Annotated in this window: 15 protein-coding genes; 10 read left to right on the top strand and 5 right to left on the bottom strand. The window is 48.7% G+C overall.

Annotation, left to right across the window (positions count from 1 at the left end):
• Nucleotides 1-39 precede the first annotated feature (39 nt).
• The 3 genes from R0I52_RS00715 to nadA form a co-directional block, all read right to left on the bottom strand.
• Nucleotides 40-942: a phosphatidate cytidylyltransferase gene (locus R0I52_RS00715; protein WP_317052733.1), complete on the bottom strand. Its 903-nt coding sequence runs from the start codon at nucleotides 940-942 to the stop codon at nucleotides 40-42.
• A 132-nt stretch (nucleotides 943-1,074) separates the two neighbouring features.
• The gene (gene nadB / locus R0I52_RS00710) at nucleotides 1,075-3,027 is read right to left on the bottom strand and encodes an L-aspartate oxidase (protein ID WP_410524019.1); all 1,953 of its coding nucleotides are present in this window, start codon (nucleotides 3,025-3,027) and stop codon (nucleotides 1,075-1,077) included.
• Between the two features lies 1 nt (nucleotide 3,028).
• Complete coding sequence (gene nadA / locus R0I52_RS00705; protein WP_317052731.1) at nucleotides 3,029-4,168, bottom strand: quinolinate synthase NadA; 1,140 nt, start codon at nucleotides 4,166-4,168, stop codon at nucleotides 3,029-3,031.
• Nucleotides 4,169-4,517: 349 nt separating this feature from the next.
• Between nadA and R0I52_RS00700 the strand changes: the two genes are divergently transcribed.
• The 4 genes from R0I52_RS00700 (at nucleotide 4,518) to R0I52_RS00685 (ending at nucleotide 8,889) form a co-directional block, all read left to right on the top strand.
• Entirely contained in the window at nucleotides 4,518-5,567 is a 1,050-nt protein-coding gene (locus tag R0I52_RS00700) for an NrtR DNA-binding winged helix domain-containing protein (RefSeq protein ID WP_317052730.1), read from the top strand.
• A gap of 164 nt (nucleotides 5,568-5,731) precedes the next feature.
• Complete coding sequence (nadC, locus tag R0I52_RS00695) at nucleotides 5,732-6,610, top strand: carboxylating nicotinate-nucleotide diphosphorylase (RefSeq protein ID WP_317052729.1); 879 nt, start codon at nucleotides 5,732-5,734, stop codon at nucleotides 6,608-6,610.
• Between the two features lie 139 nt (nucleotides 6,611-6,749).
• Nucleotides 6,750-7,391 (top strand): MarC family protein, encoded by a 642-nt coding sequence (locus R0I52_RS00690; RefSeq protein WP_317052728.1) that lies wholly within the window; start codon nucleotides 6,750-6,752, stop codon nucleotides 7,389-7,391.
• A 124-nt stretch (nucleotides 7,392-7,515) separates the two neighbouring features.
• Nucleotides 7,516-8,889, top strand: a complete 1,374-nt coding sequence (locus tag R0I52_RS00685) for an NAD(P)/FAD-dependent oxidoreductase (protein WP_317052727.1) — start codon at nucleotides 7,516-7,518, stop codon at nucleotides 8,887-8,889.
• 104 nt (nucleotides 8,890-8,993) lie between these two features.
• Here R0I52_RS00685 and R0I52_RS00680 read toward each other — a convergent pair whose 3' ends face one another.
• Nucleotides 8,994-9,596, bottom strand: coding sequence for a LysE/ArgO family amino acid transporter (locus R0I52_RS00680; protein WP_317052726.1), 603 nt, complete (start codon nucleotides 9,594-9,596; stop codon nucleotides 8,994-8,996).
• A gap of 208 nt (nucleotides 9,597-9,804) precedes the next feature.
• Here R0I52_RS00680 and R0I52_RS00675 point away from each other — a divergent pair, with 208 nt between their 5' ends.
• The 3 genes from R0I52_RS00675 (at nucleotide 9,805) to R0I52_RS00665 (ending at nucleotide 11,947) form a co-directional block, all read left to right on the top strand.
• Entirely contained in the window at nucleotides 9,805-10,545 is a 741-nt protein-coding gene (locus R0I52_RS00675) for a hypothetical protein (protein WP_317052725.1), read from the top strand.
• 133 nt (nucleotides 10,546-10,678) lie between these two features.
• Nucleotides 10,679-11,350: a hypothetical protein gene (locus R0I52_RS00670; RefSeq protein WP_317052724.1), complete on the top strand. Its 672-nt coding sequence runs from the start codon at nucleotides 10,679-10,681 to the stop codon at nucleotides 11,348-11,350.
• A 42-nt stretch (nucleotides 11,351-11,392) separates the two neighbouring features.
• A complete protein-coding gene (locus tag R0I52_RS00665; protein WP_317052723.1) occupies nucleotides 11,393-11,947 on the top strand; it encodes a hypothetical protein in 555 nt (184 codons plus the stop codon).
• A 101-nt stretch (nucleotides 11,948-12,048) separates the two neighbouring features.
• Here the strand turns inward: R0I52_RS00665 and rluB are convergent, their stop codons facing one another.
• The gene (gene rluB / locus R0I52_RS00660) at nucleotides 12,049-12,972 is read right to left on the bottom strand and encodes a 23S rRNA pseudouridine(2605) synthase RluB (RefSeq protein WP_317052722.1); all 924 of its coding nucleotides are present in this window, start codon (nucleotides 12,970-12,972) and stop codon (nucleotides 12,049-12,051) included.
• A gap of 690 nt (nucleotides 12,973-13,662) precedes the next feature.
• On the opposite strand from rluB, the gene R0I52_RS00655 reads away from it, so the two are divergent.
• The 3 genes from R0I52_RS00655 to R0I52_RS00645 all read left to right on the top strand — a co-directional run bounded on the left by R0I52_RS00655 (nucleotide 13,663) and on the right by R0I52_RS00645 (nucleotide 17,540).
• Nucleotides 13,663-14,703 (top strand): polysaccharide biosynthesis/export family protein, encoded by a 1,041-nt coding sequence (locus R0I52_RS00655; protein ID WP_075101487.1) that lies wholly within the window; start codon nucleotides 13,663-13,665, stop codon nucleotides 14,701-14,703.
• Nucleotides 14,704-14,712: 9 nt separating this feature from the next.
• Nucleotides 14,713-15,189, top strand: coding sequence for a low molecular weight protein-tyrosine-phosphatase (locus tag R0I52_RS00650; RefSeq protein ID WP_317052721.1), 477 nt, complete (start codon nucleotides 14,713-14,715; stop codon nucleotides 15,187-15,189).
• 77 nt (nucleotides 15,190-15,266) lie between these two features.
• Nucleotides 15,267-17,540 (top strand): polysaccharide biosynthesis tyrosine autokinase, encoded by a 2,274-nt coding sequence (locus R0I52_RS00645; RefSeq protein WP_317052720.1) that lies wholly within the window; start codon nucleotides 15,267-15,269, stop codon nucleotides 17,538-17,540.
• The last annotated feature ends 77 nt before the right edge of the window (nucleotides 17,541-17,617 follow it).

Below are 17,617 nucleotides of genomic sequence, written 5' to 3'. Positions count from 1 at the left end.
AAAAATGAGTAAAAAAACTGTCTTTGCAATAGGCTTTATTTAACCCAGCAGCCAATAAAGGACGGTAAAGATAGGCACGCCAATCAGCAAGCTATCGATACGGTCCAATACGCCGCCGTGCCCTGCTAGCATGGTACCTGTGTCTTTGATACCGTGCTGACGTTTAAACGCAGACTCTAGCAGATCGCCTGCGATACCGCTCACTGCCAATCCATACGCGGCTAGCAAGCAAAGCCACCATTCAAACCCCGTCAGCCAGACCCCCAGTAGCGATGCCAGTAGCGCGGCACACATACTACCAAAGACAGCGCCTTCAATGCTTTTATTGGGGCTGATGCGCGGCGCTAGGCCACGTGAAAACAGGCGATGACCAAGTAGGCGACCGCATAGATACTGCGCGATATCGTTAAATTGACTGGCAAATAATACAAACAATAAGACACCATACTGCTCGCGTTGCCACGTCAGCTGCTGGAGGGCAATCAAGCTGACAATCAAGGCGACAAATGCTATGCTTAATAACCCATCTAAACCCGTTGGGCGCGTGTAGTGTGGAGTGGTCGCGCTAGCGGTGTGGTCAGTAGAGGAGGTGGGAGTGACGCTTGGCTGCAGGCCGCGGCTTTGCAGCTTATGGATCAGTCGCGCTCTACTAGGTAGGCACCATATCCGTTTGATTTCGTAGCCACCGCGCAGACCAATCAGCACAAAAAAACCAATAAGCAGCCATTGATAGGGATATCTGGACGTCAAAAGCTCGGCATGGCGATCTGCTATCTTTGCGACTGCATAGCAGCCAAAGAGCGCCGCCAGCATAAACCACCATGAGCGTGCGATCAAATAAATCTTCGGTAGGCGTCTGCGCAGGCGTGGTATGGCCAGCGCTCCCCATACCGCGCTAACCACCCCCATCAGCGCGATCACAAAGACGATATCAGAAGCCATAACTTTAAGATCCAAATGCCACCATTTTATGTCGCGGGCTATGTCGCAACGCTTACAGCTGAGTTGTTATGATAGCGTAAATGCTTCTTTAATCCTAACTATAGTTGATAAACTATGTGGTGTTGGTAGATATTAACCGGACTCCCACATGGCTAAAGGCGATACAGTTGTTTTTTGCACATCCGCTGTTGTTATATGGGCTGTCATGTCTATATCGTCAATAGTAGCAAATGCGGTCAGCGAGGGCGGCTCAATGACACTGGTCAAAGGTTTGCTCGCTAAGTTTGGATAGTCTTGTCTATAATGACCGCCGCGGCTCTCATGACGCTGATAAGCCGACTGGATAATCAAAGCCGCTAACTGCAACTGCCTGGTTAATTGAACGTAGGGCAGCGTATGGCAGGAGATGACGTAGTCTTTGCTTTTAGTATCTATGTGATTCAAGCTTCCGCCACCGAGCTGCTGTTGCCACTGCCGGATTTGCCCCAGCGCTTGCTCGAGCTGCTCTGCGTTACGAGTGATGCCCAGATGTGAAGTCATCAACGCTTTTAATTGGGTGGTTATGCCAGCGATATCAGTGTTTGTGCTGGTGCGGACATTGACGTTGTGATGGTCATTAGCATGGCGTTGGTATTCAATGGATGATGGCAAGGTGATGCGCTGACAGTCTGCCAGCATCGGCGGTGTCCAAACATCATAGATGGACGGCTCTGAGTTAGTATAAAATGACGTTGTATCTAGCTTTTCTATTGCTTTCAAATAGCGCGGGATATCGGCGGCGATATTTCGTCCGACCACCACGCATTCTAGCAGCGAGTTACTAGCCAAGCGATTGGCGCCGTGCAAGCCTGTATAAGCGACTTCTCCCGCCGCATAGAGCCCTGTCACATCGGTCAAGCCATTAGCAGAAGTGACTACCCCGCCGCAGCTATAATGCGCGGTGGGGGCGACTGGGATTGGGTCGGTGGTGATGTCGATGCCGAGGGCTAATAATGTCTGATAAATCTGCGGAAAGTGCGCTTGGAGGAATGGCGCTGGCAAGTGACTGACATCGAGATGAACGTGGCCAAGTCCATTGGTGCTAATTTGCTCGGCGATAGCACGAGCGACGATGTCTCTTGGTGCCAGCTCTGCGCGTGTATCGACCTTTAACATAAAGCGTTTGCCTGTCTGCGGGCAGTACAGCCGTCCGCCTTCTCCGCGCAGGGCTTCAGAGATTAAAAAACTACTGTCACCAAGCGCCAAACCTGTCGGATGAAACTGGATAAACTCCAGGTTTGCCAAGCGGCAGCCTGCTTGCCATGCCATCATCACGCCATCGCCGACACAGACATTGGGCGCGCTGGCACGTTTAAACAACTGTCCTAGACCGCCACTGGCCAGCACCACTGCGCGACTATAAAAAGTCAGCGGACGCTGGTTGTCATGAGCAAAAACGTATGCACCGTGGCAGTGGTTATCAGTGTTTTTTAGCAGATGAAGCGCTTCATGATAGGGCAGGATAGTGATATTGGACGCCGCTTGCGCTTTTTTAACTAAGGCTTCCATAATATGTCGGCCAGTGGCATCATCAGCATGAGCGACGCGCCGGCAGCCATGGCCGCCTTCTTTGGTCAAGTGTAAGTCGCTGGTTTGTAAGGCGGCCGTCTCAAGGTCTTCCTCATGGAGGTGCTGAAAACCATTTAATGTCGCTATTTTTTCTGATGACGCGTGTTGTTTTGGGAGGCGAGTAAAGGGCACGCCTTGCTCACACAGCCATTGCACCGCTTGTTGGCCAGCGCTTAGGATCTCTGTGGTATTTTTTGCCTCGCACAATCCTGCGCCTGCGATGAGCGTATCAGCGATATGATCAGCGGCACAGTCTTTGGCATCTAAACTTGCCGCGATACCGCCTTGGGCATAATGACTGGAGCAAACGTCCAGCGCCGCTTTACTTAGTATCGTCACGTTAAGTGTTTGCGGTAAGGCCAGTGCCGTGCTCAACCCTGCAAGACCTGCGCCAATGATCAACACGTCTGTGTGTCTGACGTCATGGGTATCCTCAGCAGAGGTGCTTGTATTAGCGGCTGTATGCGCCTCACTCATCTTAGGCGGCTCCCACATTGGCAAAGAGTGCGCGGTCTTTGACAATGTCACCGCTTGTAGTGACGCGCCGCTTTTGCGCTTCGGCAAAATCCAGCATGCGTTGTAAAGGTTTTTTGGCAGCCACTGCCAGCTCAGGCGTCAATGTGACTTCACCGCTTCGCTGTGTCAGACACTGCTCGATACCTTTTAGGCCATTCATCGCCATCCACGGGCAAAACGCGCAGCTCTTACAGCTGGCGCTTTCACCAGCGGTCGGTGCGGCCAAAAAGCGCTTGTTTGGCGAGCGTTTTTGCATCTCGTGCAAGATGCCCAAATCGGTCGCTACGATAAAGGTCTCGGCATCCATCTCATAGGTTGAGCTGAGCAGCTTACTGGTCGAGCCGACGACATCAGCGAGCGCAACCACGCTATCAGGCGACTCCGGATGTACCAGCACTTTGGCGTCAGGGTGCTCTTCTTTTAATTGCAGCAGCTCGGTCGCCTTAAACTCATTGTGCACCAAGCAAGAGCCTTGCCAGAGCAGCATGTCTGCGCCAGTCTCACGAGCGATATATTTGCCCAAATGACGGTCAGGCCCCCAAATGATAGGCTCACCCTGAGCATGTAGATGACGGACGATATCGATGCCGACAGAGGAGGTTACCACCCAGTCGGCGCGCGCTTTGACCGCGGCACTGGTATTGGCATAAACCACCACGGTACGCTCAGGATGGGCGTCGCAAAATGCGGCAAACTCATCTGCAGGACAGCCCAAGTCAAGCGAGCATTCCGCTTCTAAATCAGGCATCAGGACGGTCTTTTCCATACTTAGGATTTTTGCTGACTCGCCCATAAAGCGCACGCCAGCCACCACCAATGTCTGAGCCTCATGGGCTTGCCCAAAGCGCGCCATCTCAAGCGAGTCACCGACACAGCCGCCAGTCGCCAATGCCAAATCCTGAATAAAAGGGTCGACATAGTAATGAGCGACGAGTACAGCGTTATGTGCTTTTAGCAAGTGCTTGATGTTTTCTTCAACCGCCAGCCGCTCAGAGTGTGATAACTCAGTAGGTATTTTTGCTTTGGCGTGTTCGACGGTCATCTGGGTGGCGATGCGCTGGTCGGTACTCATGATAGGGGCGTCGTATGGATAAGTTTTCATAGCTGCAACCTTTCCTTTGGTGCGATAGTGACACATCATATGTCGTAATATTGGAGTGATTTGCTGAGGCAAAATCATAAATTGTTTTAATTATGCTCATTTTGAGCATAAAAACAAGGGTTTTTTATGATTTTTCTAACTATATTAAGGCGTGCGGCTTGGCTTATGTTACAGCGACAGACTGTGATCGTCTTAGATTCGAGCTATACTAGGAGGGTGATACTATGTAGATAAACGGTGCTAACGACTGCTTTAGCATGGCTGTTTTGATTGTATACTGAGTTTGTCTTTGTACTCAGCGTGTTTTTGTACTAAGTTTGATTTTCTACCGAGGATGATAAATACACTTATGACGTTGTCTTATTCACATGCGCATCAGCAAGGTAGTGGCACCACTGAAGTGGTTGCCGTACTCGTTGCAATTACCGAGCATACTGCCCGTGTCCTAACGGTCGATCAGGGCAAGCTATTGCCCAATGGGCCACTGATGCCGCTGCATCGCTCGTTGCAAGCAGGGGTGCGTCAATGGGTGGAGGAGCAGACGCAGCAGCCACTTGGGTATTTAGAGCAGCTTTATACCTTTGTCGATACCAATAGACGCAACGTCGATGGTCATGCTTTAGTGTATGTCAGTTATTTGGGGCTGGTGCAGGAGACACAGATGCCAAAGCTGCCCAGCCAAGCGCTATGGCGAGATTGGTATGATTACTTCCCGTGGGAAAACCACTTAGATGGCGCGCCAACTATCATTACCTCGTTTATTGTGCCAGCGTTATTGGCATGGGCAGAGGAGGCAGATGATGCTATCACCCAGCAGCGGCGACGTCAGCGTATTGAACTGTGTTGGGGCGTCGGTGAAGCGCATGTGACAAGCCAACAATCCCCAAGCTTGGTTGCCAGCGCGGCCAGTCGGAAGCAGCTGCCAGAAAATAGAGAATGGGTCGCCGAGCATGTATTGCTGCGCTATGAGATGCTTTATGAAGCAGGGTTGATACCTGAAGCGCCAAGCTATCCGCCAAGCTACTTAGCCAATGTGTCCACCGAGCTGCCCAAAAACTGGTCGCAGCTAATAGGCGAGCCGATGTATTACGATCATCGCCGCGTGATTGCCACGGCCATCTCTCGATTACGAGCCAAAATAGAGTATCGGCCGCTGATTTTTGGTTTGATGCCTGAGGTGTTTACTTTATCGCAGTTACAGCAGAGCGTAGAGGCGTTATCAGGTGTGCGCCTGCATAAACAAAACTTTCGCCGTCTGCTAGAGGCACAAAACCTAGTGATGGAAACAGGAGAGAGTAGTAGCGCTCAGCGCGGCCGTCCTGCCAAGCTGTATCGTTTTCGGCACGATATCGAGTTACAAAGCCTGCTCATGGATAGCAAGCTGCCCAAACGCAAATAATTAAATGACATTATTTTATTGCAGGGCGGGGTGCTTTACGTTATATTTATGCTCATTTTGAGCCTAATAAATGACCGTGATGCCAGTGATATGATTGCTATTTGTGGTGTTATCACTGGCGATGACGTATTTATTAGGCAAATGCGCAACGATAAGGATAACCGATGACAGGCAAACAAGAACCAGCATTAAATGAGGTGTTGCTACGCCCTTTAGTAGAGGCCGCTCTCACAGAGGATCTAGGCAGGCGCGGCGATGTCACCTCACAAGCAACCATCCCAGCCGATATGCAAGCGCAGCTACAGATCAAAGCGCGTCAAGCTGGGGTTATCTGCGGTATGGACTTGGCGCGATTGGCCTTTGATATGGTCGATACGCAGATTGGTTTTGATGCTCAGGTCGCTGATGGTGAAAGGGTTAAGGCGGGGACAGTGCTGGCGACCGTGTGCGGTAATGCGCGTCATTTGCTCACTGCTGAGCGTACCGCGCTTAATTTTATGACGCATCTGAGTGGTATTGCGACCGCGACACGGCAGATCGTCGATAGTGTGGCTGCATACCCTGCGCAAATCACCTGTACGCGTAAGACTATTCCTGGCTTACGGACAGTACAAAAATACGCTGTACGCTGCGGCGGCGGGCGCAACCATCGCTTAGGACTGGACGATGCGATTTTGATCAAAGACAATCATATTGCGATTGCAGGCGATATCGCAACTGCCATCAAGCAAGCGCAAGACTTTGCCGGCCATCTGATTCCAATTGAGGTAGAGGTCGACACATTAGCGCAGTTATCGCAGGCACTTGATGCCGGTGCAAGCTTGGTATTACTGGACAATATGACGCCTGATATTTTGGCGCAAGCGGTGGTTATGTGCCAAGGCCGCGCCAAGACAGAAGCCTCAGGAGGTATCACCCCCGAGACAGTACAAGCGGTCGCCCAAACAGGGGTGGATTTCATTGCCATGGGTTATCTGACGCACAGTACCACCGCGCTCGATATCGGTCTGGATTTTATGGTCAGTGATCATACAGAAAATTAAGCAAAGTTAATGATTTTATTGGCTTATCTGCCTATGCTACAATGGCGCTTATGCGGTGGTTAGCCGCCTAACAGGTCGTCGCTGTGTGCCGTGATGACCTGACTTTAGCATCATTGCTGCAACAGATAAGCGAGACTCAGTGAACACTGAAATAATCAAGATAATCTTAGCCTTTTTGGTGCTGATCAATCCATTTAGCGCATTGACGTTGTTTTTGGATTTGACCCGCGGTTATTCGATGAATAATCGGCGCAAAGTGGCGCGTGTTGCTTGCTTGACTATTTTTATTACCATCAGCTTTTTTACTGTTGTCGGTGAGACCTTGCTTAAGTTGCTGGGTATTTCTATCGGCTCGTTTCAGTTAGCGGGTGGCATCTTGGTGTTTTTGATTGCGCTCAATATGATGAATGGGGAAGGTAACCCCGTCAAACCCGATCAAGAAAATTTCGATGTCGAGTATGATAAACACGCGGCACCAAGTACTGCTTCTGCTGTCGTGCCGCTCGCTATTCCGATGATGATCGGTCCTGGCGGTATCTCCACCGTCATCATTTACTCTTCGCAAGTCTCTGGGATTTTGCAAGTCTCGGCCATTCTTATCGCTGGATTGTTTATCAGCTTGTTTTGCTACTTGGCCTTGATGGCGGCAGGCCGTATTAGCCGGCTGCTGGGCGATACTGGATTAAATATCATGAGCCGCATCATGGGCATGCTCTTGGCTGCAGTGTCTATCGAAATCATCGTCAATGGTTTGCGTACCTTGTTTCCTGCCTTGGTATAACCGCTTATCTGACGCTCGGCGGCCTGTATGTTTGTGTGACTAATCACCAAAGACGCTGGCAAAAAACGCCATTAATGAAAATATGTTATAGTAGTGATTCACTATTTTTTTACAGGAGTTGATCTTGAGTAAGAAAAGAATTGCTATTTTAGGAGCAGGTCCAAGTGGTTTGGCGCAGTTGCGTGCCTTTGAAGCAGCGCGCTTGGCAGGTGTAAAAGACTTACCTGAGATAGTTTGTTATGAGAAACAAAACGCCATTGGCGGTATGTGGAACTATAGCTGGCGCACAGGTCTAGATAGAAATGGTGAGCCCGTCCACGGTAGTATGTACCGCTATCTGTGGTCAAATGGTCCGAAAGAATGCTTGGAGTTTGCAGACTACTCGTTTGATGAGCATTTCGGTGGGCCTATCCCCTCATACCCTCCGCGTGAAGTCCTAAAAGACTACATCATGGGCCGTATCGACAAACAAGACATTCAAAAATATATTCGCTTTGAATGCCCAGTACGCTGGGTGGCTTTCGATGATGACACGCAAAAATTCACCGTCACGGTGATGAACCATAAAACCGACGAGCAAGAAGTCGAAGAGTTTGATTATGTTGTGGTTGCGACAGGGCACTTTTCGACGCCAAACATGCCGTACTTTGAAGGTCTTGAAGCCTTCCCCGGTCGTATCTTACATGCTCATGACTTCCGTGATGCCCTAGAGTTTAAAAACAAAGACATTTTAATTGTCGGTAGCAGTTACTCCGCCGAAGACATCGGTACGCAGTGCTATAAGTATGGCACCAAGTCAGTGACCATCAGTTATCGCAGCCAGCCACTTGGCTATGAGTGGCCTGAGGGCATCAAAGAAGTGCCCTTGGTGACGCATTTTGAGGGCGATGTGGCACATTTTGCTGATGGCACCAGCCAGAGCTTCGACGCCATCATTATGTGTACCGGCTACTTGTTCCATTTCCCATTTTTGCCGGATGAGCTGCGTTTGCAAACGCATAACTGCTTGTACCCTGCCAATCTTTACAAAGGTATCTTTTGGCAGCCCAATCCCAAGCTTATCTATTTAGGCATGCAAGATCAGTACTTTACCTTTAATATGTTTGACGCCCAAGCGTGGTATGCGCGTGATGTCATCATGGGTGAGATGGCGCTGCCGGATTTGGCGACGCGCGAGGCCGACGAGCAAAAATGGCTGGACACCTATGCCAAATGCGTCACGGTCGACGACTCTATCGACTTTCAAGCGGCTTATATTCGCGACTTGACCGATGCGACGGACTATCCTGAGTTTGCGGTAGAAAAACAAGGCGAGATCCTAAAGCAGTGGCAAAAGGACAAGGCTGAGAACATCATGACCTTTAGAGAAAAGGCCTATCGCTCGACGCTGACGGGCACGCTGGCGCCTGAGTTGCCAGAGCCGTGGCTGGATGTGTTAGATGACTCGCTTGAGCACTTTTTAAACTTGACATTTATCCAGCACAAAAAAGCCTCATAAGCGGTCCTTATTTACAAGTATTTATTATAAAAAACCAAACCTTCAAGTGAGGGTTTGGTTTTTTTTAGTATGGGCCATTCATCTTTGGTGACTAGCTTTGATGATTAGCTTTGATACAAATGCCATGCCAGATAGAGCATCAAAATACCGACGAGAGCGTCCAAAATATTCCAAGCTTTTGGTTTGGCAAACAGCGGCTTGAGTAAGCGCGCGCCATAGCCCAGCGCAAAAAAGAAAAAGAAAGACGCGCTGACGGCCCCAGCGGCAAACACCACTTTGCTACTAGCGCCTGTTGAAACCATGCCGACGAGTACCAATGTATCTAAATAGACGTGCGGATTGAGCCATGTAAAGCCAAAACACAGCAGCAGCGCTTTTTTTAGGCTGCTGACCACTTGACCCTCGACGGTCAGTGCATGTGATAGGCGCACACTGGCATATAGGCTTTGTAGGCCATAGCCAAGCAAAAACACCACGCCGGCGAATTTTGCGATATCGATAATGTGCGGATAGCGTGCTGTCACGGCGCCAAAGCCGCCGACGCCTGCTGAGATCAAGATGGCATCGCTAAGGGCACAAAACAAACAGACAAAAAAGATGTGCTCGCGTTTCAGGCCTTGTTTGAGTACAAAGGCGTTTTGCGAGCCTATCGCAATGATGAGCGATAGCCCAAGCAAGAAGCCAGAAAAGAAGTCAGGAGCATACATAATTAAGTGCTTAATCGGTGGTGGAACGGGGCGGATAGTGCTGGCGGCGTTGACATTTTGCGTACTGGCAGCATCATAAAAAGCTGTTAAGATACGCTATTGATTGCACCGATGCAATAAAGCAAAGCCCTTACCGTTAAATAGGGGTATAACAAGAGGCGTGTATAACAGAGAGGTACGATCGGTCATGGTGGTAAGTTTGACAAGAATGCTACAATCATTTGGGCAAGCCCAAGACGATCTGCCAGCGCAAGCGGCCATACAAGCGCAAAAGACAGCGAGCCACTATGATGGCCAAACAAATAATAAAGGCGGTGAGCAGGCAGATGACGACAATAGCAAAAACCCGCGTACTACGCTGACGCCCCCTGAGCGTGCCGACCGAATCTGTGCGGCATTAGCACAAGTGGGTGATGCGCGTTCGGCCACACCGCTCACCGACCGCTATTTGGCCAATCATGCACAAATGCGCCCAGCTAATAGACCCCCTTTTGACCCTGATACCTTATGGTATCTCAAACATGGACGTTGTCCGATTATGACTGAGCTTGTAGATGTGGTCGATGAAGCCACCTTAAACGCCATGCCCATCGAGGCGGTGGCGATACTCGATAGAATCAATGGTAAGCTAAAGCGCTACCGTGAGTGGAGTCATGAGCTCAACGATGAGCAGCAGCAACAGCATAACGAGCGGCAGTTCGTCATCGACAAGCTGGTGTCTGAGAGTATCCCCGAGGCGCTGCGTCATTATGAGCAGCTACAACGATTTAGCCCGCACCGTACCAGAAACCATACAGCACAAGGCAAGATGAGCGCGGGTGATATGTTGACGGATTTATTTTTAGAGATTGACTACGAGCTTGATGAGCTGCTCGATGAATTGCACAACACCGTGATGAGCCGTCTTGCTTCTACGCATCGCTATGTCAAAAGCCGCACGCAAAGCTAAGCTAAGCTAAGCTAAGGGCGGTGGTTATGACTGCGAACCTGCTCTCATTGATACCGTTTTAGACCGCGATGCTTGCCAACCATTTTGCCAAAAAAACTGCCAAAAAAACTTGCCATAAAATAAGGATCAGCCAATGACCCAAATGACTGCGATGTTTATCATGTTTGTATTGTATGGTGTGCTACCAGCGGCTGGGTTGTACTTGGGATATCGTGGTATCAAAAAAATGACCGCGCCCAAAATGCTGGAGTATAAGGCGATGCCGCAGCTGGGTTATATCCCCGAAAAAAGCCTACCGGCTGATATCAAGGTGATGCTGGCGCAGATCAACGAAAAAGGCGAAAAGCTGCGTGTCATTTATGGTGATACCAATAATGACGGTAAGATTGATGACAAAGACACTGTCAATGAGACCTATATCATGATTCAAAATCTCATGGACAGACATGTGCCGCTGGCGGTGGCGGACTATCGGCGCTTGCATGACTTAGATGTGGGCGATGGTGCGCGCGCTGATACCACCAAAATCAAGCACTCCAATGTCACAGGCAAAGAAGCGCTGCTTGAGGTGCTCACCACCATTGACGCGCAGTTTGATGATTTGCTCAATGCCTCTTATCATCAAGATGGGCAAAAGCTACTCGTGACCAGTCGCTATCTACAAAAACGTTTTAAAACGCCTGCTGTCAGTCATGAAGGACAAAACCTCGATGACGGTGCTGATGATGAGGCAGGTATTCAAACGCTTGAAACCCCAGCTGGCGCTGCGGCCAAAAAGGCGCGCGCTGATGATATCAAACGGTAAAGATTAAAAGCTAAGCGCAATAACGGTAAAAGAGTAAGATATATGAGTGTGCTCATTGGTGTCGGTATCGTGACGACCATCACGACCATTTATTTGGGTAAAAAAGGCTGGCAAGCCCTGCATAAGGCCGTCGGCATCACCCCAGGCGTGCTTACATATCAAGATGATCAAGCGCCTTTGTCATTGTCTGCGGTCACATGGCGGCATCTGCGTTTACACAAAAAATATCTACAGCGCTTACCAAACGATCAGCTGCGCCAGCTGCAGCGTATCGACGATAAGGTGAGTCGCTATCAGTCTTATCAAAAAACACAACAGGCTGATGATAAGACGCCGACGGTGACCGAGTCGCAGTTTGTGTTACAAAAGCTGCTGTACACGCGCTTGCCTGACACACTAGCCAGTTATGATTATCTGGTCAGTATCGATAGCGCCGACCTATCACAGACAGAAAAAAAAGTAGAGGCCAGTGAGCTGTTGCAACAGGTATTAGACCATATCGAGCAGCGTCTAGATGCGTTATTGGACCAAGCGCAGACGCAGCATCTACAAGCGTTACGCGTGATGAAAAACTATGTCGAGAGCCATGATCGTTAAAGGGTAGGGCAAAACGACAGCAAATGGCGCAAAAAAAGCTGCCTGTGATATCTCTCACAGGCAGCTTTTTTATGATCTAGGTGTATGAAGCCTCAGTAAAACTAACGCTTATCGCCGCGACCACGAGTGTGCCGAGTGCCGCGACTGGTAGGGCTGCCGCTGCTTTTCGGTTTGCTACTGTGCGACTTATCGCTACGACTATCGGCACGGCGCGCTTTGAGCGGTTTGCTTTTGATACGTTCTTGCTTTTCTTTGGCCGCGCCGTGCAGACCTGTACCATAACGCGGGCGCAAGCTGACTAAGTCGGTTAGGGTGTTGATCTCTTTTTTGTCCAGCTCCAAGAAGCGGCCTGTACGCAGCTCTTTGGGCAGTGAGATCGTACCATAGCGGGTGCGCAATAGGCGGCTGACCTTGAGGCCTTGCGACTCAAACAAACGGCGCACTTCGCGGTTGCGGCCTTCTTTTAGTTTGACGTGATACCACTTGTTGACGCCTTCACCGCCGCCTTCTTTAATGTCTTCAAACTGTGCCATGCCGTCCTCTAGCATGACACCAGCGGTCAAGTTGCGAGCGATATCAGGGGTGACCTCACCCAAGACACGTACCGCATATTCACGCGTGACTTCACTTGAGGGGTGCATCAAGCGATGGGCCATCTCGCCATCGTTGGTAAACAATAACAGTCCGGTTGAGTTGATGTCCAAACGGCCAACCATCACCCAGCGATCGTGGGTCAGCTTTGGTAGGCGCTCAAACACAGTAGGGCGACCTTCAGGGTCTTTTGCCGAGCATACTTCTCCTTCAGGCTTGTAGTATGCCAAGACGCGGCGGCGTTTTTCGTTTTCGGCGTTGTATTTGATCTGACGACCATCTACCCGTATCTCATCGCCTTGCTGCACGCGATCACCAATGGTCGCAGGCGCATTATTGACAGACACGCGGCCTGATCTGATGACTTCTTCCATCTGACGGCGTGAACCCAGCCCCATACGGGCGAGGGCTTTTTGTAATTTCTCATCTTTCATAATCATGTCCTTGAGTCGGTGGGTTTACATTTCTCAATGTAAAAAATGAAGTGCCTATTCTACGCGAATTTCAAACATTTAGCACGCAAACTGGCATAAATGCTCTAGGGAAAAAATTTTATCAGGTGGCCTTTGGCTCGTCCAGATAGTTCTCGATTGAACTGAGCAGATGTCCTAGTTTAATAAATAAAAGTTTGCTTGGTTGGCTCAATGACCGTTAGGTATTAGGGACACCGAGTCAATGAGTTAGCTCATCATGAATTAACAAATAGTTACATTTAGTCATAAGTAAAATTAAAAAAGTCATATTAGACATTTGGTTTTATTAAACTAAATATGAAGTTGCCATGTCTATAGAAGTATATATAACAAACGAAGAATGGTGGTGCTATAAAGAAAAATATATTTTTAATTCCTTATAGTCAGAATACGATAAGTGAAAAAACTGCTTAAAGCCTTTAATTATAGGGGTTTTATGATAGAAACAAGGGCTGATAAATATTTTTATATGAGTGTTTTTAAATATTGCGTTACGTATATTTTAAGTGTATATTCAATAAATACATTCTTTTTTATGAATATATTAGTAATGACAGCATGCGATGGTTTGATTCACCAATATAAATATGAGTAACTGTTATGGTTTATAAATATTTCTCTTATGTACATAGGCGCGCGATAACACGCAGCATGGCTGGTTTATTACTAATGGCATCGTTTGCTGGTTGTACGATAAATTCAGGACTTCAGTCTGGAAAACTGCCTGAGTCTGGCGCATTTGTCGCAGAAAACGGTTTACCGTTTTACATCCAACCACTGAGTCTGGCCAATTTACCTACAAAGCAGCCCCTCGCGCCCAGCGCAGACTTGTATCATTTATTAAAAACGTCTGGCGCTACCAGCTATGGCATCGCCAAGGGCGATATCCTGAGCATCATACTCACCAATTACCCAGATATTAATGCTTCTACCGAAAGCCTTACGGTCGATCAACAAGGGTTTATCCAGTTTCCACTGATTGGAAGGATCAAAGCGGCGGGACTGAGTGTGCCACAGTTTACCGCGACACTACAGCGCCAGCTACAGCGTTATCTAAAATACTCAGATCCGCAGGTCAAAATCATCAATTACCGAGGCAGTAAGTTTTTTGTCGATGGCGCGGTCAAGCAATCTGGTGAATTTGCGATTGCTGATGTGCCCATCTCATTATATGGCGGCATCTCTATGGCAGGCGGTGTATCCGAGACGGGCGATGCAAATCACATCATCTTACATCGGCAAGGCAAAAGCTATCCGCTAGGGATGCGCACCTTAAACCAGATGGGGCTATCTGCCAATCAGATCTATCTAAAAGATGGTGACGCGATTCATGTCAACAGCCAAAGCCGCAACAAGGTTTATGTGTTAGGAGAGTTTGGCAAACTCGAGCCCGTCGCCATTCCAGAGCAAGGGCTGAGCTTGGCGCATGTATTGGGGGAGTCAAATGGCCTAAACCCAAACACAGCCAATGCCGCTAAGGTCTATATCGTACGTGACAATCCACAAAGTAAATTTACCAACATCTATTATGTCGATATGCAGAGCATCACAAGCTTTGCATTAGCAAGTCGTTTTGAGATGCAAGCCAACGATATTTTATATGTCGACCCAACGGGGCTGGCACGCTGGAATCGTGTCATCAGTGCCATCTTGCCATCGACATCGGCCATCAATGTCATCTCAGGGATATAGGAGTCGGTCATGGAAGCGTTTGACAATTTGCTGGTGGTTTGTGTGGGCAATATCTGCCGTAGTCCGATGGCCGCTGCCATCTTGACAGAATACTACCCTAAAAAGCATGTCGACTCTGCTGGGCTATCAGCGTTGGTCGATCAAAGCGCAGACCCAAAAGCGGTGTCATTGATGGCGACGTACCAGATAGACATCAGCGCTCATATTGCCAAACAGATCAACACCGCGCTGGTCAGTCAAGCGGATTTGATTTTTACCATGTCGACTGGCCAAACCAAGTGGCTCGAGAGTCGCTGGCCGCATTGCCGCGGTAAGACCTTTCGGGTCGGTCATTGGCTGGATAAAGACATCATTGACCCTTATCAGCAGGATGATAGAGCGTTTGAGAAAAGCCGGCAAGATATCGCCGATGGGCTCAAACAGTGGCACAAAAAAATGCAGGAAGTAACAGCGATCAAAGCGTTAAGGATGAGCGAGTGCTATTAGGGCGTGTCCTTATTTTTATTATCATATTTAAATAAGAACACGCTAGCCAACTAACATTAAGCGATGAGTGAATGGTTATGAATAATATAGATTCAAAAGACCTATCGATGCCTACGGGCAAAAAAGACAACGACGACATCGACTTAATGGCGCTGGCTTTGGTATTGCTGCGCGGCTGGCGAATCATTGCGGTGATGGCAGTGCTTGGGCTTTTACTTGGTCTGTTATATAGCCGCTATGTCAATCCGACTTTTAAATCAGATGCACTGATACAAATCGAAGAAAATACCCAAGGAGTCGAGGCGCTGGGCGAGAGTATCTCAGAGCTTGTCGGGACGGAAGTCAGTAAGGCGGAAACCGAGGCGGAGCTGATTCGCTCGCGGATGATATTGGAGCCAGTGGTTGAACGTTTGCATTTGCGCATAAGGCTGACGGACCCAAATATCGGCCATCTCGACAAACTAAAAAGCGATGGTATCGCCACTCAGGTAAATACTCCTGATGAGGTGTCGCTCAATACCGAAAGCGGCGCCGTCAAAGTCAGTCAGTTTCAGGTAGCGCCTGCCTATCTGAACCAAGCCTTTACCTTGACACGATCGGAGACAGGGTTTGTGCTAAGTAATGGCGTGGATAAGTTTCAGGGTCAGATCGGTCAGGCACATCAGTTCCAAGGCGTAGAGGGGCTGATAGCTATTTTGGTCACAGATTTGCCTGCCACAGCTTATCCCGTTCAGATTCGTAAGCAAACGCTAAAGACGACAACAGATGCCATCAATAGCGCGCTGTCGGTCGAAGAAAAAGGCCAAAAGACAGGCATCCTCCAGCTGTCGATGGTGGGCGGTAACCAAGAGCAGGTCACCACCATACTCAATCAAATTGTCCAATCTTATGTGGCACAAAACCAATCTCGCGGCTCTGAAGAGACTACCAAAACCTTAGCCTTTATGGAAACGCAAATACCGCTACTAAAAGAAAAGCTAGAGGCTGCCGAGGCGCGATTTAATGATTTTCGTAAAAAATATGGCACTATCGATGTGGGCAAAGAAGCGGAGCTGTTATTAAACGAAAAATCCCGCATCGATGAGCAGCTCAATGAGCTTAATCTCAAAAAAGCAGATCTGACCACTTATTATACCGAGCAGCATCCCTTGGTCGTCCAAATCAATCAACAGCTCAAGGTGCTAAACAATCGAACGCGAGAGATAGGCAATACCGTTGCAGGCTTGCCTGAGATACAGCGAGAGTTTTTGAAGCTATCAGAAGACACAGCCATCAACAGAGAAATCTATCTGACTCTACTCAAAAACTATGAGCAGCTCAAAATCGTCAAAGCCGGTCAAATCGGCTATGCCCGTATCATCGACTCACCGACCAGCACCTTTAATGCCATTGCTCCAAACAAACTACAGATCATGATGCTTGCCGCCTTGGTCGGCACGATGCTTGGGGTCATCATGGTGCTACTCAAAAACCTAATGAGGAATGTGGTCAAAGATCCAGAGCACCTAGAAGCCAGCACGGGCATCCCTGTCATTGCAACCATTCCACGCTCGCCTTTGTTATCCAGATTAAGCAAAAAGAAAAAAGCGCACGCTCGTATGCTCGCCCATGTCGATCACAGTAGCTTGAGCTATGAGGCAATCAAAAGCTTAAGGACCAATTTGATCTTTGGAATGCCGACAGGCGCCATCACCGAACAGCCAGCACAGGTCATACTGATCACAGGCGAGAGCCCAGGTGTTGGTAAGTCGTTTATTACAGCGAACTTATCTGAAGTATTTGCACAGCTGGACAAAAAAGTCTTAATCATCGATGGCGACATGCGCTTAGGGGAGCTACATAAGATGTTTAATAAAAGTGCAGAGGATGGGCTTGCTGATTATTTATTACAAGATAAAAAAACCGTATTTGTCAATGATGAGCAGCCGACAAGCGTGCAAATAGACAAGGCGGCGTCTGTTTTGACCATTGAAAGCATCATTCATCCCACTGGTATGGCACAGATCGACTTTATACCGCGTGGACGACAATCGGCCAATCCTACTTCACTGCTGATAGGTGAGTCGTTTCGTCAGCTATTGGCGGCGCTAAAGACGCGGTATGACTATATTGTCATTGATTCGCCGCCGATACTTGCCGCCTCAGACGCTATGGTGCTAGCGCAGCAGGCAGATAAGGTGCTGATCGTCACAAAGTTCAACCAGTCGGTTGAGGGACAATTGGTCTATGCCGTCAAGCAGATGAACAAAGCCAATGTGAAAGTCGACGGTATTGTATTAAACGATGTGCAGCAAGGTTTGATGGATAAATATAGCTATCATTACCATTATGCCTATGGGGATAATCGCTGACGTACTCTTTACGATCATTCATGATAATAACGACGTTTTATCATCATGCTAGGCACATAACATGGACACATAATACA

The sequence above is a fragment of the Psychrobacter sp. CAM01 genome (assembly GCF_032842965.1).
GTDB lineage: Bacteria > Pseudomonadota > Gammaproteobacteria > Pseudomonadales > Moraxellaceae > Psychrobacter > Psychrobacter celer.
Note: the sequence above shows the minus strand (reverse complement) of the source record. Positions and strands in the feature narration are given on the sequence as shown.

Bases quoted from the DNA above. Each gene is read 5' to 3' on its own strand.
- nadB (WP_410524019.1), bottom strand. From the start codon at position 3,027: ATGAGTGAGGCGCATACAGCCGCTAATACAAGCACCTCTGCTGAGGAT.
- R0I52_RS00680 (WP_317052726.1), bottom strand. From the start codon at position 9,596: ATGTATGCTCCTGACTTCTTTTCTGGCTTCTTGCTTGGGCTATCGCTC.
- R0I52_RS00670 (WP_317052724.1), top strand. From the start codon at position 10,679: ATGACCCAAATGACTGCGATGTTTATCATGTTTGTATTGTATGGTGTG.
- R0I52_RS00675 (WP_317052725.1), top strand. From the start codon at position 9,805: ATGCTACAATCATTTGGGCAAGCCCAAGACGATCTGCCAGCGCAAGCG.
- rluB (WP_317052722.1), bottom strand. From the start codon at position 12,972: ATGAAAGATGAGAAATTACAAAAAGCCCTCGCCCGTATGGGGCTGGGT.
- R0I52_RS00645 (WP_317052720.1), top strand. From the start codon at position 15,267: ATGAATAATATAGATTCAAAAGACCTATCGATGCCTACGGGCAAAAAA.
- R0I52_RS00715 (WP_317052733.1), bottom strand. From the start codon at position 942: ATGGCTTCTGATATCGTCTTTGTGATCGCGCTGATGGGGGTGGTTAGC.
- nadC (WP_317052729.1), top strand. From the start codon at position 5,732: ATGACAGGCAAACAAGAACCAGCATTAAATGAGGTGTTGCTACGCCCT.
- R0I52_RS00655 (WP_075101487.1), top strand. From the start codon at position 13,663: ATGGCTGGTTTATTACTAATGGCATCGTTTGCTGGTTGTACGATAAAT.
- R0I52_RS00700 (WP_317052730.1), top strand. From the start codon at position 4,518: ATGACGTTGTCTTATTCACATGCGCATCAGCAAGGTAGTGGCACCACT.
- nadA (WP_317052731.1), bottom strand. From the start codon at position 4,168: ATGAAAACTTATCCATACGACGCCCCTATCATGAGTACCGACCAGCGC.
- R0I52_RS00650 (WP_317052721.1), top strand. From the start codon at position 14,713: ATGGAAGCGTTTGACAATTTGCTGGTGGTTTGTGTGGGCAATATCTGC.
- R0I52_RS00665 (WP_317052723.1), top strand. From the start codon at position 11,393: ATGAGTGTGCTCATTGGTGTCGGTATCGTGACGACCATCACGACCATT.